The organism is Microcystis sp. M20BS1, assembly GCF_020245305.1.
Classification (GTDB): domain Bacteria; phylum Cyanobacteriota; class Cyanobacteriia; order Cyanobacteriales; family Microcystaceae; genus Microcystis; species Microcystis ichthyoblabe_A.
In genome coordinates this window covers 1-25011 of record NZ_JADBUZ010000111.1, presented here as the reverse complement: position 1 = coordinate 25011, position 25011 = coordinate 1, and the positions used below count along the sequence as shown (strand labels likewise).

Annotated in this window: 24 protein-coding genes; 10 read left to right on the top strand and 14 right to left on the bottom strand. The window is 44.4% G+C overall.

What is annotated here, in order from left to right:
• Positions 1–673: Uma2 family endonuclease (locus tag IM507_RS11720; RefSeq protein ID WP_287637060.1), on the top strand; the 673-nt coding region annotated here is incomplete at its 5' end.
• Positions 674–679: 6 nt separating this feature from the next.
• Here the strand turns inward: IM507_RS11720 and rpsF are convergent.
• A complete protein-coding gene (gene rpsF, locus IM507_RS11715; RefSeq protein WP_002733521.1) occupies positions 680–1069 on the bottom strand; it encodes a 30S ribosomal protein S6 in 390 nt (129 codons plus the stop codon).
• Between the two features lie 145 nt (positions 1070–1214).
• Here rpsF and IM507_RS11710 point away from each other — a divergent pair, with 145 nt between their 5' ends.
• On the top strand, positions 1215–1997 hold the full coding sequence (locus IM507_RS11710; protein ID WP_002732202.1) for a fumarylacetoacetate hydrolase family protein: 783 nt from the start codon (positions 1215–1217) through the stop codon (positions 1995–1997).
• On the opposite strand, the gene tpiA is transcribed toward IM507_RS11710, so the two are convergent.
• The gene (tpiA, locus tag IM507_RS11705; RefSeq protein WP_016515627.1) at positions 1994–2719 is read right to left on the bottom strand and encodes a triose-phosphate isomerase; all 726 of its coding nucleotides are present in this window, start codon (positions 2717–2719) and stop codon (positions 1994–1996) included. The genes IM507_RS11710 and tpiA overlap by 4 nt on opposite strands.
• Positions 2720–3096: 377 nt before the next feature.
• On the opposite strand from tpiA, the gene IM507_RS11700 reads away from it, so the two are divergent.
• Positions 3097–3861, top strand: coding sequence for a metallophosphoesterase family protein (locus IM507_RS11700; protein ID WP_002734995.1), 765 nt, complete (start codon positions 3097–3099; stop codon positions 3859–3861).
• On the opposite strand, the gene IM507_RS11695 is transcribed toward IM507_RS11700, so the two are convergent.
• The 3 genes from IM507_RS11695 to pgl form a co-directional block, all read right to left on the bottom strand.
• The gene (locus IM507_RS11695; protein WP_069475429.1) at positions 3780–5027 is read right to left on the bottom strand and encodes a site-2 protease family protein; all 1248 of its coding nucleotides are present in this window, start codon (positions 5025–5027) and stop codon (positions 3780–3782) included. The genes IM507_RS11700 and IM507_RS11695 overlap by 82 nt on opposite strands.
• A 112-nt stretch (positions 5028–5139) precedes the next feature.
• Positions 5140–5772, bottom strand: coding sequence for an FHA domain-containing protein (locus IM507_RS11690; RefSeq protein WP_002732187.1), 633 nt, complete (start codon positions 5770–5772; stop codon positions 5140–5142).
• A gap of 139 nt (positions 5773–5911) precedes the next feature.
• Positions 5912–6634, bottom strand: a complete 723-nt coding sequence (gene pgl, locus IM507_RS11685; RefSeq protein WP_287637059.1) for a 6-phosphogluconolactonase — start codon at positions 6632–6634, stop codon at positions 5912–5914.
• Between the two features lie 394 nt (positions 6635–7028).
• Between pgl and IM507_RS11680 the strand changes: the two genes are divergently transcribed.
• From IM507_RS11680 to IM507_RS11670, 3 genes are all read left to right on the top strand, one after another.
• Positions 7029–7820, top strand: a complete 792-nt coding sequence (locus IM507_RS11680) for an HpsJ family protein (RefSeq protein ID WP_069475430.1) — start codon at positions 7029–7031, stop codon at positions 7818–7820.
• 525 nt (positions 7821–8345) lie between these two features.
• Positions 8346–9077, top strand: a complete 732-nt coding sequence (locus IM507_RS11675; RefSeq protein WP_002752714.1) for an undecaprenyl-phosphate galactose phosphotransferase family protein — start codon at positions 8346–8348, stop codon at positions 9075–9077.
• 1115 nt (positions 9078–10192) lie between these two features.
• The gene (locus tag IM507_RS11670; protein WP_123229942.1) at positions 10193–11821 is read left to right on the top strand and encodes a cation:proton antiporter; all 1629 of its coding nucleotides are present in this window, start codon (positions 10193–10195) and stop codon (positions 11819–11821) included.
• On the opposite strand, the gene IM507_RS11665 is transcribed toward IM507_RS11670, so the two are convergent.
• The 4 genes from IM507_RS11665 to IM507_RS11650 form a co-directional block, all read right to left on the bottom strand.
• Complete coding sequence (locus IM507_RS11665; protein WP_123229943.1) at positions 11778–12494, bottom strand: potassium channel family protein; 717 nt, start codon at positions 12492–12494, stop codon at positions 11778–11780. The two genes, IM507_RS11670 and IM507_RS11665, sit on opposite strands and share 44 nt — an antisense overlap.
• 68 nt (positions 12495–12562) lie before the next feature.
• Entirely contained in the window at positions 12563–12970 is a 408-nt protein-coding gene (locus tag IM507_RS11660) for a ferredoxin (RefSeq protein WP_002747586.1), read from the bottom strand.
• Positions 12970–13356, bottom strand: coding sequence for a DUF1257 domain-containing protein (locus tag IM507_RS11655; RefSeq protein ID WP_002731926.1), 387 nt, complete (start codon positions 13354–13356; stop codon positions 12970–12972). Before IM507_RS11655 ends, IM507_RS11660 begins: the two co-directional genes overlap by 1 nt.
• Positions 13357–13400: 44 nt before the next feature.
• The gene (locus IM507_RS11650; protein WP_002752708.1) at positions 13401–13616 is read right to left on the bottom strand and encodes a DUF2997 domain-containing protein; all 216 of its coding nucleotides are present in this window, start codon (positions 13614–13616) and stop codon (positions 13401–13403) included.
• Between the two features lie 310 nt (positions 13617–13926).
• Here IM507_RS11650 and bioU point away from each other — a divergent pair, with 310 nt between their 5' ends.
• Positions 13927–14928, top strand: a complete 1002-nt coding sequence (gene bioU / locus IM507_RS11645) for a (S)-8-amino-7-oxononanoate synthase BioU (RefSeq protein WP_287637058.1) — start codon at positions 13927–13929, stop codon at positions 14926–14928.
• On the opposite strand, the gene IM507_RS11640 is transcribed toward bioU, so the two are convergent.
• Positions 14925–15851: an RluA family pseudouridine synthase gene (locus IM507_RS11640; protein WP_002734135.1), complete on the bottom strand. Its 927-nt coding sequence runs from the start codon at positions 15849–15851 to the stop codon at positions 14925–14927. The two genes, bioU and IM507_RS11640, sit on opposite strands and share 4 nt — an antisense overlap.
• A 301-nt stretch (positions 15852–16152) precedes the next feature.
• Positions 16153–16494 carry a phage holin family protein gene (locus IM507_RS11635; RefSeq protein WP_002752706.1) on the bottom strand — a complete coding sequence of 114 codons (342 nt, stop codon included), beginning with the start codon at positions 16492–16494 and terminating at the stop codon, positions 16153–16155.
• Between the two features lie 211 nt (positions 16495–16705).
• Between IM507_RS11635 and IM507_RS11630 the strand changes: the two genes are divergently transcribed.
• Together IM507_RS11630 and IM507_RS11625 are read left to right on the top strand one after the other, a co-directional pair.
• On the top strand, positions 16706–17095 hold the full coding sequence (locus IM507_RS11630; protein WP_002747575.1) for a hypothetical protein: 390 nt from the start codon (positions 16706–16708) through the stop codon (positions 17093–17095).
• Positions 17096–17417: 322 nt separating this feature from the next.
• Entirely contained in the window at positions 17418–17774 is a 357-nt protein-coding gene (locus IM507_RS11625) for an iron-sulfur cluster assembly accessory protein (protein ID WP_002747572.1), read from the top strand.
• Positions 17775–17975: 201 nt separating this feature from the next.
• Here IM507_RS11625 and IM507_RS11620 read toward each other — a convergent pair whose 3' ends face one another.
• Complete coding sequence (locus tag IM507_RS11620; RefSeq protein WP_287637057.1) at positions 17976–18242, bottom strand: hypothetical protein; 267 nt, start codon at positions 18240–18242, stop codon at positions 17976–17978.
• Positions 18243–18461: 219 nt separating this feature from the next.
• Between IM507_RS11620 and IM507_RS11615 the strand changes: the two genes are divergently transcribed.
• Positions 18462–22295, top strand: coding sequence for an Eco57I restriction-modification methylase domain-containing protein (locus IM507_RS11615; protein ID WP_287637055.1), 3834 nt, complete (start codon positions 18462–18464; stop codon positions 22293–22295).
• 78 nt (positions 22296–22373) lie between these two features.
• On the opposite strand, the gene IM507_RS11610 is transcribed toward IM507_RS11615, so the two are convergent.
• Positions 22374–22835: a DUF29 domain-containing protein gene (locus IM507_RS11610; protein ID WP_069475437.1), complete on the bottom strand. Its 462-nt coding sequence runs from the start codon at positions 22833–22835 to the stop codon at positions 22374–22376.
• Positions 22836–22915: 80 nt separating this feature from the next.
• Positions 22916–24388 (bottom strand): phosphatidylserine decarboxylase, encoded by a 1473-nt coding sequence (locus IM507_RS11605; RefSeq protein WP_123229947.1) that lies wholly within the window; start codon positions 24386–24388, stop codon positions 22916–22918.
• Between the last annotated feature and the right edge of the window lie 623 nt (positions 24389–25011).

Genomic DNA, 25011 nt, shown 5'->3' with positions numbered 1-25011 from the left:
TCAAGCACCCATCGAACCCCAACTTTTCTATCCTGACTCCGACGGTAAACCTATGGCCGACAACACAGTTCAATATCGCTGGATTGTTCGCTTGGTTGCCAATCTCAGGTATTTATTTAAAGAGCAAACCGTCTTTGTCGCCGGAGATTTGCTCTGGTATCCCCAGCAGGTAACTGTACCACCCGCTCCCCGTCAAGCTCCCGATGCCATGGTAGTTTTCGGCCGTCCACCGGGTGAGCGCGGCAGCTATAAACAATGGGAAGAAGACAATATTGCCCCCCAGGTAGTGTTTGAAATCCTCTCTCCGAGCAATAGTGCCAGGGAAATGCTCAAAAAGCAGTCTTTCTATCGGGAGCATGGGGTATTAGAAATGTTTTTCTATGACCCAGACTCCCACGATTTCTGGGGATTGGTGCGGGCCAATCAGCAAGAGGATTTTTTCCCGGTGACGGCCTTGAATTTTCCTTGGACTTCCCCAATCCTAGGAATTCGGTTTGAGATGTTTGAAGAGGGTTTAGAGGTCTTTTATCCCAATGGGGAACGATTTAAAGACCCTGAAACCCTCTTTGAGGAGCGCAACCAAGCACAACAAGAACGCGACCAAGCACAACAAGAACGCGATCGCGCTTTTGCCCGATTACGCGAATTGGGCATTGACCCGACACAGTTGTGACTATAATTAATCTTCAGCGGAGATGCCGTCCTCTTCCACCACCGCTTCGGTGATAGGAGAGGGGGGAATTTCCGTTAAGGGAGATAAATCCGCAGGGGGGGGCATCACGCGATCGAGTTTTAGGGTTAAATAACGAATAACCTCATCACTTAAACGCATGGCCCGTTCCATGGGGGCGACTTGTTTGCCGCTGGCCTGATAATTCATCTGCACATAGACACCATCATTGAGTTTTTTGATGGGATAGGCCAGACGTTTTTTACCCCACACCTTAACCTCAATGTCTGTGGCGCTGTGTTCGGTAATCAGAGTCCGATAACGTTCCACTTGTTGCTGAACGACTTCTTCCCCTAAATCGGGACGGAGAATGTAAAGAGTTTCGTAGTTATTGCTCATCTCAGAATCCTTATGGACTAGAAGGCTTCTTTGTCAAGGCCAGGAGTTAATTGATTTTCATAACTCTCTAGCTTTTAATAAAGAAGCAAGGATATATGATCATACTACTATCCGAGAGTCGATCGCTAGTCATTCCCAGAAAAATATGGCGCAACGCTATGTACGAGTGAAACATCGTCAAGGACAAATCTTCTACGGACTGTTACAGCTAAACCGTAGCGTTGCTGTCTTTGATGCCCCTCCCTGGCAAGGAGGGCAACTAACCAAGCTAGAATTAGAACCTGATAGCTACCAACTATTAGCCCCCTGTTTCCCGTCGAAAATTATTGCCGTGGGCAAAAATTACCGCGCCCACGCCGCCGAGATGGGAACACCTGTACCGGAAGAACCGCTTTTATTTCTCAAGCCACCGACGACAATTATCGCCGACGGTGAAACAATTTTTTATCCGCCCCAATCGGAAAGAGTAGATTATGAGGGAGAATTAGCATTAATTATCGGAGAAACCGCCAAAAACTGCACGACAGCCCAAGCCAGAAGCAAAATCTGGGGTTATACTATTGCTAACGATGTCACCGCTAGGGATTTACAGAAAAAAGATAGCCAATGGACGCGGGCGAAAGGATTTGACAGTTTTTGTCCCCTCGGCCCCTGGATTGTCCGGGAACTGAGTATCGGGGCGCAATTAACCACTTTTCTCAATGATGGCAGCGAACCCAAACAAAGCAGTTATCTGAGTGATATGGTCTTTCCCCCCGATGTCTTGGTGGCTTATATCTCTCAAGTGATGACCCTGCTGCCGGGGGATGTGATTTTAACGGGAACTCCCGAAGGAATCGGACCGCTGCAGGTGGGGGATAAGGTTCGGGTGGAAATAGAAGGCATCGGGGTTTTGGAAAATAGCGTCATGGCAGCAGAAATCAATTAACGATAATTAACAATCCTAGCGAATACGGTGGGGTCTAGACTCGCCCCACCGACTAAAGCCCCGTTTATCTGCGATTGAGCCATAATTTCATCGATATTATCGGGTTTTACCGAACCACCGTACTGAATGGTTACGTCGGGATTGTCTAATTGTTGTCGAATCAAACCGATAACGCGGTTCGCTTCCTCGCTTTCGCAGGTTTCCCCCGTGCCAATCGCCCAGATGGGTTCGTAGGCGATAACGAGGTTTTTTTGGTCAACATTGACTAAACCCCCTTGAATTTGCTTGATAATTACCTTTTCCGTTTCTCCAGCATCTCTTTGGGCTTTACTTTCTCCCACACAGATAATCGGGATTAAACCTTGTTTTTGGGCAGATATAACCCTTAAATTGACGGTTTCATCGGTTTCGCCGAAATATTGCCGGCGTTCACTGTGACCGATAACCACATAGTGAACCCCAATTTCGGTTAACATATCCGCCGAGATTTCGCCCGTATAAGCCCCCGATTTTTCCCAGTGGACATTTTGCGCCCCCAAGCGAATACGACCGCCGTGGAGGGTTTTAGAGAGGACAGCTAAAGCTGTGAAAGGGGCGCAAAGAACCACTTCTCGGTCGTCGGGGGTTTCATCTAGATGGGATTTAAAATCTTGCAAAAACTCCAAAGCTTCTCTCTGGGTTTTGTGCATTTTCCAGTTACCTGCAATAACAACTTTCGGCACAGCTTAATTAATTTAGTAGATTTGATAATTTATGGTACATTTTACTGTAAGCCTTTTTGTTACCCTAAGCAAGATCACCGATAATCGCTGTCTGTCGTGAACAGATTTCTTTAATACTTTTACCTGTACCTAGGGTTTGCTGAATAAATCTAAAAACTTTGTTTGATAAGGCTTTTAGACTTTTTTGACCTCAAAAAGTGCCTACCATTGGAGGGATCGGGGGTAAAATTCCTGGACTTTTTCCCTGAAAATTAGGTAACTGACCACCTCAAAATCGGTAAAACCCTACACCCTACACCCCACACCCCACACCCTGCCCCCACGAAAAACTTTTTGCCGCAAACCCTACCTATGCCCTAATCCCCTACTAAATCCTCATGCGAACCTTAGCGATCGGCGATATTCATGGTTGCTCGAAAGCTCTAGATCACTTACTAGAGATTGTCAACCCCAAACCGCAAGATACTTTAATCACCCTCGGTGATTACGTTAATAAGGGCAGAGACTCGAAAGGGGTGATCGATCGCCTGATTTCCCTACACAAACAGGGAAATTTGATTCCCCTCAAGGGTAATCACGAGATTATCATGCTGCAAGCCCGTCATAACCCCCTTAAACAGCGTCTCTGGTTAGAAAAAGGCGGTAAAGCTACTCTAAAATCCTATAGTGAAGGCCACCTGATTAAAATTCCTGAATCTCACTGGGATTTTTTAGGAAAAGTCTGTATAAATAGCTACGAAACTGCAAATCATTTATTTGTTCACGCTAGTCTCGATCCCCATCTACCCCTAGCCAGACAACCAGAATACAAGCTCTTTTGGGAGAAATTTCAATATCCCGCCGCCCATAGTTCGGGAAAAACCATGATTTGCGGCCATACCAGCCAAAAAAGCGGGAAACCGATTAATCTCGGCCATGCCATTTGTATTGATACTTGGGCTTACGGCAGAGGTTGGTTAAGTTGTTTAGATGTGGAAACGGGTAAATTGTGGCAGACTAACCAGCGAGGAAATTTTCGCATTAGCCATATTCAAGATTATTATCGTTCATCCTCTCTACGTCAGGACATTAAGGACGGTTCGCCGATTTTTGGCCGTTCACTCTTGTCAAGAGCGGCAGCAATGACATTTAAGGGCAAATAACTGGGGTAAACTCCCTCGCGAGCGCGTTTAATATCCGTTTCCTCTAGGGGAAGTTGGTATTTTATCGCAATTGCCTTGAGGATATCGCCGCGATCGATTACTCCCGCTACGGCGGAGGCCGGTGTTAACACCGTGAGCATTGGGTCCTGGATGGTTTCCAATTTCTGCACCACCGTCACTAAGGGGGTTTTTTCCTCAACAGTGGCAATTTCCGTGAGGGGATGGGCAATATCAAGCAGTTGTTTTTCTGACCAGAAACTGCGCTCGATCGCCTGTAAATCTGCCACCCGAATTAATCCCCGATAACGTCCCTCGGAAGCGGCAAAATAAGCAGTATTGGCAGCCGCTCGGTCTAAAACGTATTCTTGGGCGAATTCCTCTAGGGTTTGATGGGCGTTTAAAACCCGCAAATTTCTGCTCATCACCTCTCCCGCTTGCAAATTGAGGAGACTTTCCTGTAAATTAGTTAAATTATCGTAGGCGCGGGCATTTCTGAGGATAAACCAGCCCATTAATCCTAACCAAGCACCCCCCACATCTGCCGTCAAGAGAACCAAGAAAATCCCTAAAATAATCCCTAACCAACCGATGAATTGACCACTGATCGCAGCCCAATGTAAACCTTTCCAGCGATCGCCAGTCGCTTGCCAGACCATTGCTTTTAAAATTTGACCCCCATCGAGGGGTAAACCGGGGATAAGATTAAATAGAGCCAAAAACAGGTTAATTATCGCTAAATGCCCGGATATATAAGTTAAATTGGCGTTTAAATAGGGTAAGTGACTGGCTAGGGATAAGAGACAAAACAGGAGAAAACTAACGGCGGGTCCAGCGATCGCTACTTGCATGGCCTCGGGAGGAGTCCGAGATTCTCGATCGATCGAGGCCATACCCCCAAAAAGAAACAGGGTAATGGAATTGACCTGGATGCCTTGGGAGCGAGCCATGAAACTATGACCTAATTCGTGGAGTAAAACCGAGATAAATAGCAATAAAGCCATGATTAAACCAAGTAACCACGCTAAAACAGCACTATGGGCGGCCAGAGACTGAATTTCTGCATCGGTGGCATTGATCAAGGTGACAAAAGCCAGAATCAAAAACCACGAGGAATCAATATAGAGAGGAATGCCCAATAAAGAGCCGATTCGCCAATTTGTACGCATAATTTTCAGTGGGGAAATGGGGAAGTGGGGAAGTGGGGAAGTGGGGAAGTGGGAAGTGGGGAATTTAGCTGAAATTTCCCCATCACCCTAAATCCCTAACCCCTAACCTTTTTTAAGACATTTGGAAAATAAAAGTCATTTTGTCGCCTTTACCGAGGGAAATGCGATCGCCTGCCCGAAGACGATGACGATTGCCGGGGGGTAGGGGAGTGTGATTAACGTAGGTTCCGTTAGCGCTGCCGCTGTCTTCAAGATAATAGATTCCCCCTTCAACGCGGATATCGCCATGAACCCGGGAGACGATGTCAGAATCGGGAAAACCGGAAACATCGATATCGGGGGGAATGCGATCATTAGGTTTGCCGATATGAATTACCGATAGATGTAGGGGTAATTCAATTTTGCTATCGGTTTGCAGGTGCTGCAAACTAGCCATTTCCGTCTGTAAGCGGGTGGCAGCGGGAACCGGTGGGGGGGCAACAGGAGGAGGTGCGATCGAGGCGACAGTGGGTGTCGAGACTGGTGAGACGGGTTCAGGTTCCGATTCCGATTCGGCCTCGGCTGCCACCATGGGAACGGAATTAGGCTGTAAATTGTAGCCACACTGACCGCAAAAGGTGGCATCAGTTTGGATGGTTGCCCCACAACTAGGACAGGAAGACATCCGCGGCAAGGGAGTGTAACAGGCCTCGCATTGACTGGCCTCATCGGGGTTAGTATGTTCGCAATTAGGACAAACGATCATTTTTAAGGAAAAAGTAAAAAGTAAAAAGTAAAAAGTAAAAAAGCAGATTAGGGGTTGGGGTGTTGGGGTTTTAGGGTGTTGGGGTGTTGGGGTTTTAGTTGAATTACCCCATTTCCCTATTCCCCTATTCCCCTATTCTCTAGACAAAAGAGGAACCAGCGGCCGCATCGAGCAACCAATATAATTCCCCAGCCGGGGGGTGGATGAGACGGGAAGGATAGGAGAAAGAGTCACCATAGGCAGAGAAAATCTGATGTAGAGCGGGGCGTTTACTTTCGCCGGCAGCGATAAAGATCACACAACGGGCCTGATTGATCAGGGGAACGGTAAAAGTCAAGCGGGGATTGCCGTCTTTCTCGCCGACGGTGATACAGCGATCGCTCACCGTTAAAGCTGCCGTGTGGGGAAAGAGAGAGGCGGTGTGACCATCATCGCCCATTCCCAATAAAATCAGGTCAAAAACGGGAAAATCGGGAGAATTGACCTCAAACCATTGGCGGAGATGATCATCGTATTTTTGGGCAGCCAGGTGGGGATCGGGTTCATCCGTGGGCATGGGATGAATATTAGCGGCTGGGATCGGTATGCGATCGAGCCATGCTAACCGGGCCATGCGTTGATTACTGTCAGGATGATCGGGACTAACGTAGCGCTCATCTCCCCAGAAAACGTGAATTTTTGACCAGTCGAGGGGTTGAGAGGATAAAGCCTCGTAGAGAGGTTTCGGGGTACTACCGCCGGACAGAGCGATGGTAAAATAGTCCTGTTGGTCGAGGCTGGTTGTGATTTTTTCCAGAACCAGCGCCAGAGATTTTGCGATCAGAGCTTGTTTATCGGCTAAAACTTCCACCAATTTCTGCATGGGTTTTGTTATCAACTCAGGGGGGCTGTCTTTACTATAGGCTAACCATTGAGGACTCATCTGAGAGCTTGGGAAAATTTTATTCTTTGACAGTCTCTGTCTTAGGGAAGAGATCTGGGGAAAACCCAGTCTGAGAGCTTGGGAAAATTTTATTCTTTGACAGGGATAGGTTTACCGATGCCATATTGAGGTAATATTTCTAGAGTCGATTCTCGAAAGAGGTTGACAAGCAGAACGATTTAGCGTAGGGTTTAGCGGGAGGTTGAGCAAAAGTTAATTAGAAAATTGCAGTTTGTCAGATTGCCTCTCGGCAAAATCCTTCTGGGAACCCCCAGCGAGAACTTTTAAACAGACTAATGAATCTATTCATTGACATACCATTACAGAAACAGCGATGAACAGTTTTACTTCTTTGTCCCTGAAATTAACGGGATTGGTTTTCATTCTTTCCTTCCTTTTGGATGCGTTTATCCTGCCGCTGCCCTATCAATTCAGTCAATCCCAATGGCAGGTAGGGTTCGTCACCACCTTTGTCGATCGAGGAATTGTTCCTCTTCTGGGTATCGTTCTCGTTTTAATCGCTTACTGGATTGACGATAACAATAAAAATTTCACTACTAGGAAATACCACTTTGAATTGCGTTGGCCGATCTTTATTCTTTCCACACTGTTAGGCTTAGTTTTTCTGTTGATGATTCCTGTTCATATCAATAATATCAACCAGATTAAAAACGACGCTTTGACTCAAATTGAACAGGGTGTTGACCAAGGGGAGGGACAAATTCAAGCTTTCTTAGCCCAGTTAAATACTCTATCGCAAAATCCCCAACTATTAGACCAGCAGATCTCTCAGAGAACTCAAGTGATTGAAACTGGTCGTGTCCAAGGACAACCGATCAGCACAGAACAGTTACAAACCCTTCGCCAACAAAGAGAGCAATTAACTAATTTACGCGATTTATCCAAAAGCCCGAGGGAATTTAAACAGCGATTAGATGAGATCAAAAATCAGCTACAAACTCAGCTGCAAGAGCGGCGAAAACAGGCAGAAAGCCAAGCTAACTTGGAGGCTTTGAAACAGTGGTTAAGAATTGGTAATCAAAGCATGTTGCTATCGATTTGCTATAGTTTGATCGGTTGGTTAGGCATTCGAGAACTAAGTAGTATGAAACAACCCATAGCCTAAGTAGGGGATTTATCTTAAATGATGAAGTCTAAAGTTTTCGTTTTCGGGAGCCAAAATTCGGGCTTCGGCCAGGAGCTCAGCGTTCGACAAAAGCTCACGCCGAGTTCCGAATGGACTCAGCAGACGAGCGCGGACAACAGCATACTTAATCCTTAGGATCAAATCTGTAACTACTTAGATATTCAGCCACAAAGGGTATCATTTGCCGATGCTCTTTTTTTTATTAAACCTCTTGCATAATTAATTTTTGCTGATTCAAAAGCGTCCTACAATACTAAATCCTGTTTGAAAGGCATAGGGGAGCAGGGAGTGGGGAGAAGGGAGAATAAATAAAAATAATCTCCTGACTGCTGACTGCCGACTGCTGACTCCACCAAGAAACTTTTTCAGTAAACCCTAATTAGAGATTTTTTAGTACAAAGGCTCTAGAATGGCCCGTGCCAGTTATTGACCCGAAGACTTGTTTTTTCAGTCTTGTGGCTTTATCATGGGTACTGTGTGGTGTGTGTGATGTGAAGGAGTAAGATGACTGCTAATAGCCAACTTATCTCCGTCAAGGCTCTACAAGCTTTGATGAAGCGAGGGTTCAAACCTTCGGTCTCTGGTAGACGGCATCAAAAATCTTGGTTAATAGCTTTAGACGGCGATACCTCAAAACGATTATTCGATATCGTTTTCTCCCTATCGGTTCTAATTTTCTTTTCGCCGCTTTATTTGATCTTAGCCTTATTGATCGCGATTAGTTCCCCCGGTCCGGTCTTCTATATGCAGAAGCGCGTCGGTCAAAACTTCCAGCATTTCAACTGTATCAAGTTCCGTACTATGGTAATGGACGCGGATAAGGTGTTAGAGAGACTGATGGAAGACTCCCCCCAACTGCGGGCGGAATTCGAGGATAATTTCAAGCTCAAGGACGATCCCCGCATAACTTGGATTGGCAAGTTTCTCCGCTTAACCAGTTTGGACGAGTTTCCCCAATTCTGGAACGTCCTGCGAGGAGATATGAGCGTCGTCGGTCCGCGGCCTTTAGTTCCCGAAGAATTGCAGAAATATGGCAATCGCATCGACAAGGTCTTAACTATTCGCCCCGGTTTAACTGGTTTATGGCAAGTTTCTGGACGTAATGACATCCCCTATCCCATGCGGGTGCAGATGGATGTGTATTACGTTAATTCGCGTAACTGGTTAACCGATATCTGGGTAATCTTCAGAACTATCGGTGTTGTGGTTTTTCCCAAAAATAACGGTGCTTACTAAAGCGGTGAATAGTAGTTCAAGATTACTGGCTACTGTTCCAATGTAATTAATCGCTAGACTGGAGGAGAGAAAGGCAGAACTTGCTTTTTTCTCCTCTTTTTTTGAGAAGAAATATTATGATATAGCGTTTTTCAGTCTGCTGAGGTACAAAAGTTATGGGTTTTAGGCAAAAGGCAAAAGGGAAGAAAATAGGTGTACCTCACTAGCTTAGGAAACGCTATAGTAATTAGGGCTTGCTAGATAATGGTATAACCCTTTTAAAATAAGGCTTTTGACCTTTTAAAATCCGATATTAGTGCTAAAAAATAGGATTGAGACCTTCAAAAACCTTGCATTATCCTTTTTGTGGTACGCAAACTGGTAAAAAAAAGGGGAGCAACAAAGCCTTAAACTCCTGTCTTCTGCCTGACCCCATCCTAGGCCTTTTCCAGCAAACCCTACTTAGCAGTTATCTTAAGGGTGAGGTACGAAGTCTCTGATTTTAGGAAACACTGGAACTAGAAATGATGCTAAATCCCGTCATTTCGTCCCTACCACAATTTAGGCATTTTGTCAAAAAAATTTTGACTTTGCAACAAAACTACACAAAAATTAGATCAACGTTGTTAGGGAAAAAAGGGATAATTGGCGAAAGTGTTTGGTTTGGCTAAAAGGGAAAGTCTAGATTTAGCAATGGTTTCAAGGCAAGCTAGACCTTTAAAAGTCCAAAAAAGACCACAAAAACCCACCATAGCATAATGCAAAATTATACCAGAATCGCTGGAAGTATTGCTATCTCGTAAATAAATAGAAATTATTCTCAATAAATTCTTGAGTAAAAATAAATATTACCAATTGTAAATTTAAATATTTTTAAGTATTGAAGGTGTTTGTATATAAAATACTTATCATTTTGCCCCGATTGCCTCTAACTTTTCCCTCCCCACAGCAATCACCGGGTAAGTAGAAAATTTCTCATTCTTTCTCCTAAAGATGAAGTACAGACTAATCCTTACTCATCAAGTATTTTAGCAACAATAACTAACCTCATCTTTCTGAGAAAGGCTGTAACTGCCATAACCTACCTTGTATTATGAACAATAGTCAAGTTCTTATATTCTCGGTAAAATCGTCTTATGAGGGGAGAATTATTAGTAGCCTGGGCAGCACAACAAAAATCCTTCGATAGCAATTCTGCTGTGAACAGCCAAACGGTGGGAGACATTCCTGAACTGGTTCTTGTCTTGATCCTGCTGCTACTGATTGCCACTGCCGTTGCCCTAGTAACCCAGCGATTACGCATTTCCTATGTGGCAGGTTTAGTCTTAGCAGGATTACCGATTACCGATCTGTTATCTCGTCGTATTGGCTTAGATCCGTTTTTAGTGCTTAACCTTTTTCTGCCGATTCTGATTTTTGAAGCGGCGATTAATACCGATATCAGCCGTCTTCGCAGCACCTTTAAACCGATCGCACTGCTCGCAGGACCTGGTTCGGTTTTTTCTGCGGCGGTTATTGCAGTTTTGGTAAAATTTGGCCTGGGGCTAGATTGGATTCCCGCCTTATTGGTGGGAGTGATTCTAGCAAACACCGATACTGTCTCGATGATTGCCGTCTTTAAAGAAATTCGGGTTCCCTCTAGACTCTCCACTATTGTGGAAGGGGAAACACTATTTAATGATGCAGCCGCACTCGTCACCTTTAATTTGCTCTTGGTGATTTACGCGACTGGAACCATCAGCACTACACAAGTCATCAAGGAAGTGTTGATCGTTGCTCTGGGTGGGGGATTAGTGGGCGCTGTCCTAGGCTACCTGTGTCTGCCCATCTATGTGCGCTTACGGGAGCCGCTGAGTAGCCTGTTGCTTACGGTTGCGCTTGCCTTGGGAGCTTTTCAACTCGGGCAGTTTTTGGGTGTATCGGGAGCGGTGGCGGTAGTTATTGCCGGACTTGTCTTTGGTAACTTGGGGCTGCCTCGCAGCGCCTCTGCATCCGATCGCATTACCCTGATCAGTTTTTGGGAATACGCCGGTTTTATCGTCAATACCTTTATTTTTCTGCTCATTGGCATTGAAATCAACCCCTTGACCCTATGGCAAACCTTGCCATCGATTGTGCTGGTCATTTTGGCTTATCAATTGGGGCGTATTCTGTCAGTGTATTCTTTACTATGGGTACTTCGCTGGATTGATCGACCGATCCCCTTGCGCTGGCAACATATTCTGATTTTGGGCAACATCAAGGGTTCCCTCTCCATGGCCCTAGCGGTTGCTATTCCTTTGACTCTAACAGGGAGGGAATTGATCATCGAGCTAGTCTTTGGCTCTGTGTTATTTTCTCTGGTTATCCAAGGATTAGCCTTACCCTGGTTAATTAAAAAGCTCAATATTAGTCAGGTTTCGGCAGTAACCCAGGAGATTGGCCAGTTGCAGCTGCAGTTGATCGCGTCGAAAGCGGCACAAGATGAGTTAGCCAATTTACTGAAATCTGGCGTTTTACCGAAAGCAGTGTACGAAGAACTGTGGGCATCTTATCAGGCAAAAGTGGCGGTATCGGAACGGCTGCTGCGGGATGCTTATAATCAGTCTCGATCGGGGCAAATGGAGCCTAACAACAGTCAGTTAGATGCCATTCGACGACGATTGTTCCTCGCTGAGAAAGCAGCCTTGAGCGATGCACTTCGCAAACGCATTGTACCGGAAGACTTGGTACAATCCTACGTTAAAGGTTTGGATGAGAAACTTCTATCGTTGGACGATGATTAGTTTGAATGCCGAGGTAATCGATCATAGGTTTGACGAATTCCGGACGAGTAACCACCAGAATAGTTGAGTCTGCTTCTAGGACGGTATTGCCGTTGGGAATCTCTAAACTGGCAGAAGGGTGACACTGATAGCCAATAATCAGCGAACCGGTCGGAAAGTTGGCATCTTGAGCGATTTGGGCAACGGTACGCCCAGCTACATAACAATACTTGGGGACGGGCAGCTTTAGCACCTCCACTTGTCCCTGTTCAAAGTGCATCATCGATTCTACTTCGGGGTATTCGATCGCATTGGCCATAGTGACAACGGCTAAATCAATCGTGCTGATGATGTGACTAGCTCTAGCAAGACGATAGGCATCGAGAAATTCGCGATCGCACATTCTCACCACAATATGGGAAATGCCATAACTTCTGGACAAGGTAACTAGGGCTAGATTCATCGCATCGTCCCTCAATGCGGCAACAACCGCGTTAGCTTGTCGAATCCCCGCCTCTAGCAGAACTTTCGTACTGACAGCACTCCCCTCAAAGGCCATGACACCAATTTTTTCCCGGGCAAACCGACAAGCTAAAGGATCCACATCAACGATGGCCACGGTGTGTCCCAAGTCTAAAAGTTGTTGGGCTAAACCTAGCCCCATCATTCCCGCCCCACCAATTAAAACGTACATAGCGGCTCTTTACTTAACAAACTTGACTTCTAGGAAATAATGGATGGATGAGGCTGCACCTATCCACCCTAGATATCTAAATCTGCGGGGCTAAATTTCTTGTGAATCTGAGGAAAACCTAACTGTTTAATCACTTGATGTTTGCGTTCTTCCTCAAGAGATGACAACTGATTATAATTAACCCAGTGAATACAGTTAACTGGACAAGTCTCGATCGCTTCTTGAATAATTTCTTCTTCGTCACCGTCCTGATTATAGACACGAGAGCGACCGTATTCGCCTTCAATAAAAAAGGTATTGGGGGCAACGTGGGCGCAGTGTTTACAACCAATACAAGTGACCTCATCGACGTAAACCGCTTTCTGGCGCAGCAAACCGCCCAATTCGGGTTCAAAACCAGTGCGATCAGGGGAATCTCTTAGGAATCCCCCTAACTCTGGTTCAAAACCAGAGCGTTCGGGAGAAAAATCAGCCATTAGGCACTCCAACGTTGTACCACTAGACGAATAGAACCATCAGTATTTTTTTCCTGTGCTGCCACCTGAAAACCCTGTTTAGCAGTTTCTGCCAGAATGGTGTGGTAGGCATAACCTTGATTTACTTTTCTTAAAAATCCTTCTACGGTTAGGGGTTGTTGCCAGTATTGCAAATCGGCAACTAACTCGTACTCGTTACCATTCCAGCGAAAACCGATATCGTAATTGTTATCTTGCTCGATTACCACCTCTGCGCTTAAAGTTTGACCTTGATAACCTTTGACGGGGTGGGAACCCTCTTTCCATTCCATCCCCATATCGCTCAGGGCGGCTTTTAGGTAGGATAGATCGCGGATTTTGGTTTTGATATTGCTAAAGTGTGACATGGCTTTTCAGTGGCTTAAATAAAGGGATTGGGAAAAATGAAAAATTACCAGTCGCTAAAAGTGGCTGCGTTGCTAACTTTCTCTGACTGGCTGACGGTTTGATGGTAATAATCCGAGGTTTTCTCTTGAGACATCAGCTGCCCGAGTTGTGCCTCGATCGCCGCCGTCACCTCTTGACAAGATGAACCGACTATGCCTGTCACCTTTTCCATGACGCGACCATCGGGATAGATGATAAACTCTAGGCTTTCCATGCTCATAGCTCTTCTCGGCGTAATCTGGGGTTTGCAAAGCTCCCTATCGTTTTAATTTACGATAGTTTGCTAATCGTAGCAATCTGGTTAAAATTTTAGCAAAACTTTATATTATCTCGACCAACCACTTTCATTTTTTGTAAGTTTCGCGTAACTTTTCTTCATCGTCAAGGGCGAACCTTAACCTAGTAGGCATAATTTAACAAAACTACACAAAAAAGACGACCTGAAGCGATAAATTGAAAATAAAGGAGATGCAACGGCGAACCACGACCGCCGAGATCATAGAATTTTGTCTATAGGAATCAGAACAAATATGAATAAACAAATAGCCAGCGATCGCCTTCGGATCGGTGTTTTAGGTTTTGGTGGTTTGGGACAGGCTGCCGCTAGAATTCTCGCCCCCAAACAGGAAATGCTCTGGACTGCCGCCGCCGATAAAGCCGGTTTTGCTTACCACAAAGACGGTCTAGATGTCAATACCTGTAACAAAATTTATCATGACCAGGGTTCGATCGGTTATCTGGAAAATTACGGCAGTCTCAGCCAAAACAGTATCGAGGAATTAATCAAAACTGCCGACGTAGAAGGCTATTTTCTCGCCTTACCGAATTTACCTAACAATTTCATGGCCGATATCGCTAAAACTTTCATTCGCTTAGGTTGGCGCGGAGTTTTAGTCGATGCTCTCAAACGTACCAGCGCCATGGAACAAATTTTAGCACTACAAGCAGACCTAGAAGCCGCCGGCATCACCTACATGACCGGCTGCGGTGCTACCCCCGGACTGTTAACTGCGGCCGCTGCCCTAGCTGCCCAGAGTTATGGGGAGATTCATAGCGTTAAAATTACCTTTGGCGTGGGAATTGCCAACTGGGAGGCTTATCGTGCCACTATTCGCGAAGATATCGCCCATTTACCCGGTTACAACCCAGAAACAGCCCACCAGATGAGTGACGCAGAAGTGGAAATGCTGTTAAATAAAACCAATGGCATTCTTAGCCTCGAAAATATGGAACACGCGGACGATATTATGCTGGAATTGGCTGGAATTTGTGGACGCGATCGCGTTTCCGTCGGGGGTGTGGTGGATACGCGCAACCCGAAAAAGCCTTTAAGTACCAATGTTAAGGTCACGGGGCGGACTTTTGAAGGCAAAATTTCCACCCATACCTTCACTTTAGGTGATGAAACCAGTATGGCGGCTAATGTCTGTGGGCCCGCTTTCGGTTATCTGAAAGCAGGGGTTTCCCTGCATCGTCGCGGTATCTACGGATTATGGACAGCAGCGGAGATTATGCCGCAATTTGTGCGCTAGGGGTTTCTCTGGCGTAAAATAGCTAAAACTTTCGGGAAAATAGCGGGTAAGGGAGCGATCGCTTCTAGGCTCTCCCCCGTGACCGGATGTATTAAGATTAAACGATAGGCGTGGAGTAATTGCCCTGGTAGATTAATTCCGATGGAACGACCAGAACTATAGAGGGGATCCCCAAGAATCGGATGACCGATGTGGCTGCTATGAACGCGAATTTGATGAGTTCTGCCCGTTTCTAGGCGAAATTCCATTAAGGTGTAGTTGCCTAGTCTTTCTTTGACTTGCCAGTGAGTGACGGCATTTCTACCACCTTTTTCCACGGCAATAATAGCCATCTTTTGGCGATCGCTGCGGTGACGACCGATCGGCAGATCAATTGTACCTGTTTCGCTTTTAGGGACACCGTGGACAAGGGCCATATATTCCCGGCGTGCAGTTTTGGTTTTTAATTGTGCCTGTAGGTGTTGATGGGCCTGGTCGGTTTTGGCAATAACGATCGCACCCGTGGTATCCTTATCTAAGCGGTGGACTATGCCGGGGCGTTGAATTCCACCAATTCCAGCTAAATTTGGGCAGTGATGCAGTAAAGCGTTGACCAAGGTTCCCGATTCGTGACCGGGGGCCGGATGAACCACTAAATCGGCAGGTTTATTGATAATAATCAGATATTCGTCTTCGTAAAGAATATCAAGCTCGATCGCCTCGGCGCTTAATTCGAGGGGTTGACTGTCGGGAATGGTAATCTTTAAGCGATCGCCTTGACCAACTTTAGTATTTTTATTAGTGCAAATTTGACCGTTTAACTGTATATATCCCTGTTCTATCAGTTTTTGCAGCCTCGATCTCGATAAATCGGGCAATTGTGACCCCATCCAAGCATCTAAACGTTCTTTTTTTCCCGCAACTTCTAAGTTTAATTGGTTCATCGATTTTTAGTGATCAGGGTGTAAGGTTTAGGAGAATCGAGAAAAACTGACTTGAGATTATTTAAACTTAGCTCAACAATTCCAGTTATTTTAACAGTAATTGAACTTGCTCTGGCTGCTTGAGATAGAAATCTTGGGATTAAATTTTCCTGATTTTTAACGACAAAAGCCAAAGCAAATCAGTAGAGATTTACTCATACCCAAAAAAATAGAGAGACGTTGATTATAGCAACGTCTCTAGATCAGAAATTAATCAATCAGAGTAAGCCAAGCTGTTTTAAACAAGCGAATTTTGCCCACTTTAGTCAACAAAAAAACCATTTAAAACTCCTGAAATGATCGAAACCACGATCGAACCGAATAAAGCCGCAAAAAATGATTTTACCTCAAAGCCACGGATAAAATAGGAGGCTAAAGAAAAGGAAATGGCATTGACCACAAAAATAAATAACCCTAGGGTCAAAATAGTTAAAGGCAGGGTAAAAAGAATCAACAGGGGTCTAATAATAGCATTAATTAAACCCAAAGCGACAGCAGCTATCAAAGCCACGGTAAAATCTTTAATTTCTATACCTGGTACTATTCGCGCTGTAATCAATAAAGAGACGGCGGTAATCAACCAACGGAGGAAAAAAGATAACATAAGCCCATCCATCTAAGATAGTTCATCCTCATCTATTCTAATCGCCATCGCCACTTAAAGAGGCGGAAGTCTTCAGGAGATGACAACGAAAACTGAGAGTGACTGCTGCTTCTGCTCGAAAACCAGAGCGGGAACATAGTATCGGTTATACTGATAATAAACAGGAGGATTCGATCGGACTATCAATCCCAGGACAGAGGCAGCACTAAAGATGATATCTAGAAAAAATTTTAGCCAAAGCCAGCAAGTACCAATCGGTAAAACGAGAATTATTCAGGGAGCAACTGGCACTTTAATGCTAGTGAGTCTGCTTTCTCTCCTCTTAGTGCCACCTAGTTTAGCATCTCCTGAGCCACCCAATTCGGTCATCGCCGCTACCCGTCAAGATTTGAGTCGGAAAACCAAGATATCGGTTAATCGCTTACAAATCCAAGCATCACAACCAAAAACCTGGCCCGATGGTTGTTTAGGATTAGCTAAACCGGGAGAATTCTGTACTCAAGCACTGGTGCAAGGATGGCGAATTATTCTGACTGATAACCAAAAAACTTGGGTTTATCGCACCGATAGCAGCGGCGCTAATCTCCGCTTAGAAAAGTGAATTTCTTTGGCTCTTTTCCAGCTGCTTTTTCGGCATCCCCAAAGTAGCTTTTTCCCGATTTGATTATCGTCCCCCCATGCTTGGGGGGATGAAAATCGGCTGAGAATGGCTCTAGGGTTTGTTTCAAGAATCTAGTCGTCTCTGGCAACCCTATTTAATTAATAATCCCATTTTTTTGCTTCTTGTTGCCCTAAAACTCCCGCGATACTGGGAAAAGTAAGAAGTAATTCGGTCATCAGTCCTCAACTATCGTTTAAGATGGATAGGAGAAGGTAAAGTTTTATATGTCCCCTTCAACTGCGTTTAGGAGTTCCTGCTAAAGATGACACAAGCTACTCAGATTCAAGGAAAAGGAATTTTACTCAGTGAGGCTGCCCTCAAACACCTTACCATGCTCAAAGAGCAACAGGGCAAGGATTTATGTCTGCGCGTGGGTGTGCGTCAAGGTGGTTGTTCGGGAATGTCCTATATGATGGATTTTGAGCATCCTAGCAATATTGGCCCCCAAGATGAGGTTTTCGATTACGATGGCTTTAAAATTGTCTCTGATAAAAAAAGTCTGCTCTATCTCTATGGTCTCATGTTAGATTACAGCAACGCGATGATCGGCGGCGGTTTCCAATTCACTAATCCCAACGCCAGTCAAACCTGTGGCTGTGGTAAGTCTTTTGGCGTTTAATTATTTCTCTGGGGTGATACCTTTCACCCCCGCCTCCCAGAGGCAATTTTTTTTTGGCCAAAACTCTTGACAAAATCGGAGACTTGACATATACTTTTTATATAATGGGAATCCGTGCCTGCCTGCGAACCCTTCATTTTTAGGCTAGATACCCTGCTCTGAATCAGAGACGATAATAATCTGAGGAAAACTTTTTAGACATCAAGAGGGGTTTTTGCTGAGATTCCGCAAGGTACGATTGACAAAGCTGAGGTAGTCGTCAATTTCTTCGTAGGCATCGAGTTCTTGCTTTTGTGCGGGGGTAATTGCTGATCCTTTCTCTAGTTGGAGTAATTCTTCAATCCGAGTCTGAACGGCAGTGGAGGCTCGAAATATAGCAACTCCATCTTCTAATTCTAGGCAGACGGCTCCCTCTCTGGCTAGGGCAGAGGGCAAGTGATTGAGTTTAGGGATTGCTTGGGGGGTCATTTCAGTTACCAGTTATCAGTCATCGGTGACTACCAAGGATTTTAATTTTTATCCCCATTATTATACCTACGGCTGTGGTAAGTCTTGGCGATTTTTTTTGGCCAAAACTCTTGACAAAATCGGAGACTTGATATATACTTTTTGTATAATGGGAATCCGTGCCTGCCTGCGAACCCTTCATTTTTAGGCTAGATACCCTCAATGTTAGGATAATCGGCCATGTCAGGACAAACGGGCAATAAACCACTTTTTTCTCAACACTATCTTGAGCATCGGCTGCTGGATTCTGGGGAATGGCAAGAAGATGTATCGGTGGCATTTTCCCGCTTAGAGAGTCTTTATCAACAAAAAAAGGCGATTTTGCCGACTCTTAACGAAGCGCAAACGGAAGCAGAATTAATACAACCGATTCTAGAAATTCTCGGTTTTAGTTATATACCGCAAGTAAGCAGTAGGGGAAAAGGAAGGTCAGAAAGGCCAGATTATGCCCTATTTGCCGGAGAAAATGACCGTTATCAAGCCTATGCTCTCCAGAATAATGAAAAAGCCTTTTATAGTCAAGTTTTAGCGATCGCTGAGGCCAAATACTGGCAACGTTCTCTTAGTGACGTTTCTAAGAATGATCAGCGAGATATCTGGAAAAATAGTAATCCTTCCTTTCAGATCACCAATTATCTGACGGGGACGGGAGTAGATTGGGGTATTCTCACTAATGGTCGAGAATGGCGCTTATATTATCGTCAAGCGTCCTCCACAGCCACGGAATTTTATCCAGTGGACTTGATGGAACTATTAGAAGGGGGAGACCGGCAAAAATTTCGGTATTTCTGGTTATTTTTCCGTCAAGAGGCTTTTATTAAGGATATTCACGGTCAGAATTTCCTTGAACGCGTCCGGGAGGGAAGTACCACCTATGCCACCAGAGTGGGTAACGAGTTAAAAGAGTTAGTCTTCGATCGCATTTTTCCCGATATTTCTCAAGGTTTTGTATCATTAAATACAGACATACAGCCAGATTTATTGTATGAAGCGAGTTTATCCCTGCTGTATAAATTATTATTTCTTCTCTACGCAGAAGCGCGGGACTTGCTGCCGGTGAGGGGAGACTATCGCGATTACAGCTTATTGCAAAAGACGCGAGAAATTGCCGTTAAAATCGATCGTCAGCAGGTCTTTAGTGGCACCTCGACGGGAATATACGATGCTCTCCTCAGTTTATTTCGTATTGTCGATCGAGGGGATGCTAATTTAGCCGTACCTCGTTACAACGGGGGTTTATTTGACATGGAAGAAGGCCGGGTGAATTGTTTTCTCGGTCAATACAAGTTATCCGATGCGGTTTTAGCGCCCATCCTAGACAAGTTAGCACGTTTTGAGGGACAGCCGATCGACTATAGTTTTTTAGGTGTGCGACAGTTAGGATCAATTTACGAAGGATTACTGGAATATCGCATCGTGATTGAGGGGGAATCGGTGCATCTGGAAAATGATCGGGGAGAAAGAAAAGCCACCGGTTCCTATTACACTCCCGATTACATTGTTAAATATATTGTCAGTCATACCCTCAAACCAATTTTAGAGCAAAGAGCGCGACAGTTCGGGGATGTGATGACAGAAATCGCCACCCGAAGACAAGAAAGCAGCGATAGACGTTTAGGAAATCTCAGTCAGCAGGGATTAGAAAAAGAGCTACAACGCTTAGAAAAAAAAGCGATCACCACCTTACTTGATCTTAAACTCTGTGACCCCGCCATGGGAAGCGGACATTTTTTAGTAGAAGCAGTGGACTATCTCACCGATGAGTTAATCCAGATTCTCAATCTTTATCCCGAAAATAATCCCGTTTTAACCATGTTGGAAACCACCCGACAAAACATTATCGACAATCTCCGACAACAGGGAATTATTCTCGATTCTCCCACCCTTGAACCAACGCAATTATTACAGAGAGTGGTGATGAAGCGCTGTATTTATGGGGTGGATATCAATCCGATGGCTGTAGAATTGGCCAAGGTTAGTCTCTGGTTACATTCTTTCACAGTGGGCGCACCTTTGAGTTTTTTGGATCATCATTTACGTTGTGGTAATTCTCTGATCGGAACTACCGCCAAGGACGCAGAAGCCGCTATGATCGAGGAGGAAAGTGGTCAATTAACTCTTTTAACTGGCCCTTTTGTTGGGTTACTTCGGGCAGCAGAAATTATGCGGGGAATTAGTACCCTCAGCGATGCGACTTTTGCTGAAGTGGAAACAAGTGAACAGTTATTCCGTGATTTTGATAGTCAAGCTAAACCCTACAAGCGTTTATTAGATGTTTTCCTCTCTCGCTTTTTTGGGGTTAAAACTGCTATCGAGTTTCTGCAGCGCTACGGTGGTAATATATCGGCAATTAATTGGGATAAGATACCCCGATCAGATCAAGGAATTTTAGACCAAGCAGCTAGTTTATATAAAAGTAAGCGTTTTTTTCATTGGGATCTGGAATTTCCTGAAGTTTTTATCGATCTTGATTCCGCTTCTTGGAAGGATAACCCCGGTTTTGATGCAGTAATCGGTAATCCTCCTTGGGGTTGTACTCTTAGTAAAGAAGAAAAGAAATTCTTGCAAAATTATTTTAAAATTAATAGCTTAAATAACCTTGATTCCTATGCACTATTTACTCAAGCATCAATGATTAGAACTAATCAAAATGGTAGATGTGGTCATATTATCCCTGATACTTTACTTCGCAAAGAAGATTTAAGAGAATTGCGAAAACATTTAATTTTTGAAAGTACAATTGAAGAATTAATTGAAACGGGACCAGTATTTAAAGAGGTCAGAGATACATGGTGTTTAATTTTAATAGTCACACATCAACAACCATCTAAATATCACCGTATTCAACATAAAAAAATTAGTAGATTTATCGTCTCGGTGGAAGAAAGATTAGAAAAATTTGGTCTTCAAGAATGGTCGCAGAATACCAAATCGGCACAATTACAATGGGCAAGAAAACAGGATCATATTATCGGTTATAATGCCTCTAGATGTGAACAAAGTATTATTCAAAAAATAGAAAATAACTCAGAGACATTAAGAAATAGCTCTTTGAAATTTATAATCTCTAGAGGAGAAGAAGGAAGTAAACAAAAATTAACCCCTGATCCAAAGGGTAATTTCATGATAGTCATTCCAGAAGATATTAATCGGTATGAAATTAATGACGGGGTATTAATTAAATCTAGCGAATTAACCCCTATTAAGATGCAAAAATTTTATTCATGTCCCAAAATATGGTGTATTCGTATTCAAAAGCTACGCTGGAAACAGAGAATAGTTTGTAGTTTTGATCCTAGAGATAACTCTGCGGGTATGAAAACGCTTCAAATTATTATTTCATCCTCTAACCAAAAAGATAACTTGCTTTTCGCATCTACCTTATTAAGCTCTAAATTACTTAATTTTTGGTGTGAAGACTATTTAGTTGATGACATGAATAAAAGCTATTTAGAAAAAATACCCATCCGAAAAATATCTTTTAGCACTAATAGTGATCGCCGTCAACAGAGTTTAGAGAAACTTATCAAAAGTTATCAAGAAAAGCAAGAAATATTAAAAGAAATCGAGGAGCATATTAGGAGAGAGGAAACCGATATAGTCCATGATATTCTGGCCTACTTAGCAGAACAGATGATCGAGATAAATCGGGAAAAACAAAAAGAAATCAAAAGCTTTTTAAGATATTTAGAGAGAATAATCGGCAGTGCGATCGATAATTTAACCAACAAATCAAAAATCCAAAACTATCTCGGTGACTACCAAAAAAGCGAACCTCATCTTAGCTGCGATCAACTGTGGGAGATACTGAAAAAGAACAAAAAGAAAATTACCGTTAACTTACTCGATCGTCAAATACAGGAAACCATAGAAAAAGAATATCAAACCAGTCTCGATAAACTTTTGCCCCTAAAACAACAATTAAGCGCCACCGATGAATTAATCGATCTAATTGTTTATAAACTCTATGGATTAAGCGAGGAAGAAATTAAAATTATTGAAGGGAGAGAGTAAAAAAAAGAATCAGCTGCCCGCGTATTTAAATTACTTGTTGAGATACAGATACCCGTCGAGGCGGTATAACCGTTAAATTTACGACCAATCCTGACTGGTATCGCAGAGGAAATGGTCGGTCAGGATGTCCTCGAAGGTGAAAAGACAGTGAGAGGGAAAAGTCCGTATCGGTAAATCCGTGTCCCGCAAAGCCAAATCCACTCCGGCCTCGAAAGCATCGGATAAAGCCGTCGGTATCTGGGATTTTAAACTAGGATTGCCCTCTAGATGCCGTCTGATCCCTCGTCTCTGTTCTCTAATTGTCAAAAACCAGCTGCGAGAACGTTTATCCGGCTGATATTCCCATTTGAGAAGATGTCCTACCAAAACGGTTAGACGGCCCACCAGTTCTCGATATTCTTGTTTACCCAAGGAAATGATTTCCTCCCGTAAGTTTTGCCAGTCCAGAGCTTCTACCTGTCGGTTGGCCAGAGCTTTCGCTTGTAGCTCTGTCCACCCGTAGAAGTCCGATTCATACAGGGAATTGGCTTGATCTTTCATATTGGAACTTTACCTAAAATGTCGGCTGGAAGGAACCCTAGAGATGACAGGTTCCGCCAGTATAGAACAGCGAAGCACGATCAAAACGACAGCAGTTTGGCGATATTTGAATAGGCGTACTGACTCCGCACCGGATAGTGAACACCTACCGTAGCCGTGATGTTGACGTTGGACTGACGCTCGAATACCATCACGATGTCGGAGCCGCCGAAGAGGAAAGTCGAGATCATCTCGCCCTTCGACACCGTTTTTCCCACCACCTCCTGGCGCACCTTCTCGTTGATCAGTGCCACCTGCTCATCATAAGATCGCCCCTTCTTTTCCTGTTGGGTAAGACGGATAAGTTCCTGCGTCCCTGGTTTGACGAACACAACGGACGATACTTGTGCCATTCCAATGGGCAGCACGGCGATCTTGCCGATAGCGGTTTCCAGGACAAAAAGCCCACGGCACTGCACAAACTGATAGTCTGTGGCATCCTGTGCATCCAGATAACGGTGCGGCATGGCCACGTTGGCCAAGGATGAGTTTTCATCGGCACGTCCCTCAGCATCGAGTAGGTCAAGTTGGACATCCAGGTAAACCTGTCCTGGGATAAATTTAGCCTCAATTATCCTGCCCGCTGCCGGGGCGTGCTGCCGGTGATAGTCGAAGACATTGAGAAAGCTGTGGACGAAAATGCCGCCCTCGAAATCCTGGGCATACTCGGAACCCTTTAACAGTTCTGGGATAGGCCATTCGACGTGCTTGACCACGATTGAGGACTGTGCGGGCATCGGCTCGCCCGCCGGAGTGGTGATAGTCCATTGGCCGACAAAAGTGGACTCGGCTGGGAAGACAATAATCCGAGGATCGTCTGGCTGGGCGACTGGGCGCTGTCGATCGATATCCTTGAAAGTTCTGGAAAACCACTCGTTGAATGTCTTGTAGTTCTCGATCCCGTTTTCGCCCCCATTGTAGTCCTGGTAGGTATATTCCGGCCCGAACTTATAGGTTACGAGATGGTTGGCCGATTCGGGTGTGTCGAGAAATTCGCCCCATTCGACCGCAAATTCCCGAAGCCAGAGGGATAGCGGTGTGAGAGCCTCGCCGGTAAAGGGAGCGATCGGGCTTTGCAGGGAGACGAGTTCGGGCTGGTTGAAGTAGTAATAGAACTGCGTCAGGTGCAGATAATCTGTGCGTTCGTGGTAAATGTCGCCCTGCCATTCCCAGACCCGCAACCCGGGGATCCACGTTACCAGGGCATCGATGTAATAGTAAAATTGGTGGAGGTTGTGTATCCGATCGAGTTCGGGGATGCGCTGTTGTCTTATCTTCAAGATCGCGCTCTGGAAGGCTCCCCCATAGGCGTAATCGTCGATGAGCTTTTTAAGTTTCTTTGTGATCGGCTGCTTCGGCTCGTACACTGCGCTATCGGGGGGTAGCTCTTTAAGGAATTTCGGCCCCTGGGGGATTGACGATGAAACTCCCTGTTCGTTCAGGTGCTGGGCCTCCCGCGCCGACACCGCTTTCCATTTCAACCGGCCATAACTCTGGTTGTGATTTGTGTTCATGCCATTTTCCCCTTGTTGAATATCAAACTATCTATCTAAAATCTCCACAGACAGGGCCGACATTCCGCACATCTTCATATACTTTTATATATTTTTACATTCCCCAAGATGTTTTGACAAAAAACCTTCATTATATAAACTACTATTAAGAACATTTTCAATAATTGACTTTTTCTGAGAAAAAAATTTACAATTCTTCACCTTAATAAAAAATCCATCATTGTAGCTATAATCCTGATTGGCAAAGGTTTGTCAGCAATAGATTAGTAAAAATTATCAATTGAATGTTAAGAAGTGCAGAAAGTGGGTCTAATTGCCTGAGATAATATTAGGTCGATGTCTATACCTAATACTAAATCCGTTGAGTATAGGCTACATATCAGGATAGGCACTCATGCAAAAGGAAGAATAAATAATCAGTTTTTAATAACCAAATTTAGGAAGTAGGTAGGTGTTAAAAGTTGTCAGACACCCCCCTTAATAAGCTATCCATTAGTCAGATCTTTCTTAACAAAAAGAGAAGAAACTTAAAAAAAGGGGAAACGATTGATAGGTATAGTTTTGAAAGAAGGAATTAAGGTGGAGGTAAGCAAAAAAATGGAGAAATGGGCAGCCCAAGAATT

Coding starts and splice junctions, on each gene's coding strand:
- IM507_RS11615 (WP_287637055.1), top strand. CDS start 18,462: ATGTCAGGACAAACGGGCAATAAACCACTTTTTTCTCAACACTATCTT.
- IM507_RS11635 (WP_002752706.1), bottom strand. CDS start 16,494: ATGTTATCTTTTTTCCTCCGTTGGTTGATTACCGCCGTCTCTTTATTG.
- IM507_RS11650 (WP_002752708.1), bottom strand. CDS start 13,616: ATGAGCATGGAAAGCCTAGAGTTTATCATCTATCCCGATGGTCGCGTC.
- IM507_RS11695 (WP_069475429.1), bottom strand. CDS start 5,027: ATGCGTACAAATTGGCGAATCGGCTCTTTATTGGGCATTCCTCTCTAT.
- IM507_RS11625 (WP_002747572.1), top strand. CDS start 17,418: ATGACACAAGCTACTCAGATTCAAGGAAAAGGAATTTTACTCAGTGAG.
- IM507_RS11640 (WP_002734135.1), bottom strand. CDS start 15,851: ATGAACCAATTAAACTTAGAAGTTGCGGGAAAAAAAGAACGTTTAGAT.
- IM507_RS11630 (WP_002747575.1), top strand. CDS start 16,706: ATGATATCTAGAAAAAATTTTAGCCAAAGCCAGCAAGTACCAATCGGT.
- IM507_RS11620 (WP_287637057.1), bottom strand. CDS start 18,242: ATGACCCCCCAAGCAATCCCTAAACTCAATCACTTGCCCTCTGCCCTA.
- bioU (WP_287637058.1), top strand. CDS start 13,927: ATGAATAAACAAATAGCCAGCGATCGCCTTCGGATCGGTGTTTTAGGT.
- IM507_RS11675 (WP_002752714.1), top strand. CDS start 8,346: ATGACTGCTAATAGCCAACTTATCTCCGTCAAGGCTCTACAAGCTTTG.
- IM507_RS11680 (WP_069475430.1), top strand. CDS start 7,029: ATGAACAGTTTTACTTCTTTGTCCCTGAAATTAACGGGATTGGTTTTC.
- pgl (WP_287637059.1), bottom strand. CDS start 6,634: ATGCAGAAATTGGTGGAAGTTTTAGCCGATAAACAAGCTCTGATCGCA.
- IM507_RS11700 (WP_002734995.1), top strand. CDS start 3,097: ATGCGAACCTTAGCGATCGGCGATATTCATGGTTGCTCGAAAGCTCTA.
- rpsF (WP_002733521.1), bottom strand. CDS start 1,069: ATGAGCAATAACTACGAAACTCTTTACATTCTCCGTCCCGATTTAGGG.
- IM507_RS11670 (WP_123229942.1), top strand. CDS start 10,193: ATGAGGGGAGAATTATTAGTAGCCTGGGCAGCACAACAAAAATCCTTC.
- IM507_RS11710 (WP_002732202.1), top strand. CDS start 1,215: ATGGCGCAACGCTATGTACGAGTGAAACATCGTCAAGGACAAATCTTC.
- IM507_RS11690 (WP_002732187.1), bottom strand. CDS start 5,772: ATGATCGTTTGTCCTAATTGCGAACATACTAACCCCGATGAGGCCAGT.
- IM507_RS11660 (WP_002747586.1), bottom strand. CDS start 12,970: ATGGCTGATTTTTCTCCCGAACGCTCTGGTTTTGAACCAGAGTTAGGG.
- IM507_RS11610 (WP_069475437.1), bottom strand. CDS start 22,835: ATGAAAGATCAAGCCAATTCCCTGTATGAATCGGACTTCTACGGGTGG.
- IM507_RS11605 (WP_123229947.1), bottom strand. CDS start 24,388: ATGAACACAAATCACAACCAGAGTTATGGCCGGTTGAAATGGAAAGCG.
- IM507_RS11655 (WP_002731926.1), bottom strand. CDS start 13,356: ATGTCACACTTTAGCAATATCAAAACCAAAATCCGCGATCTATCCTAC.
- IM507_RS11665 (WP_123229943.1), bottom strand. CDS start 12,494: ATGTACGTTTTAATTGGTGGGGCGGGAATGATGGGGCTAGGTTTAGCC.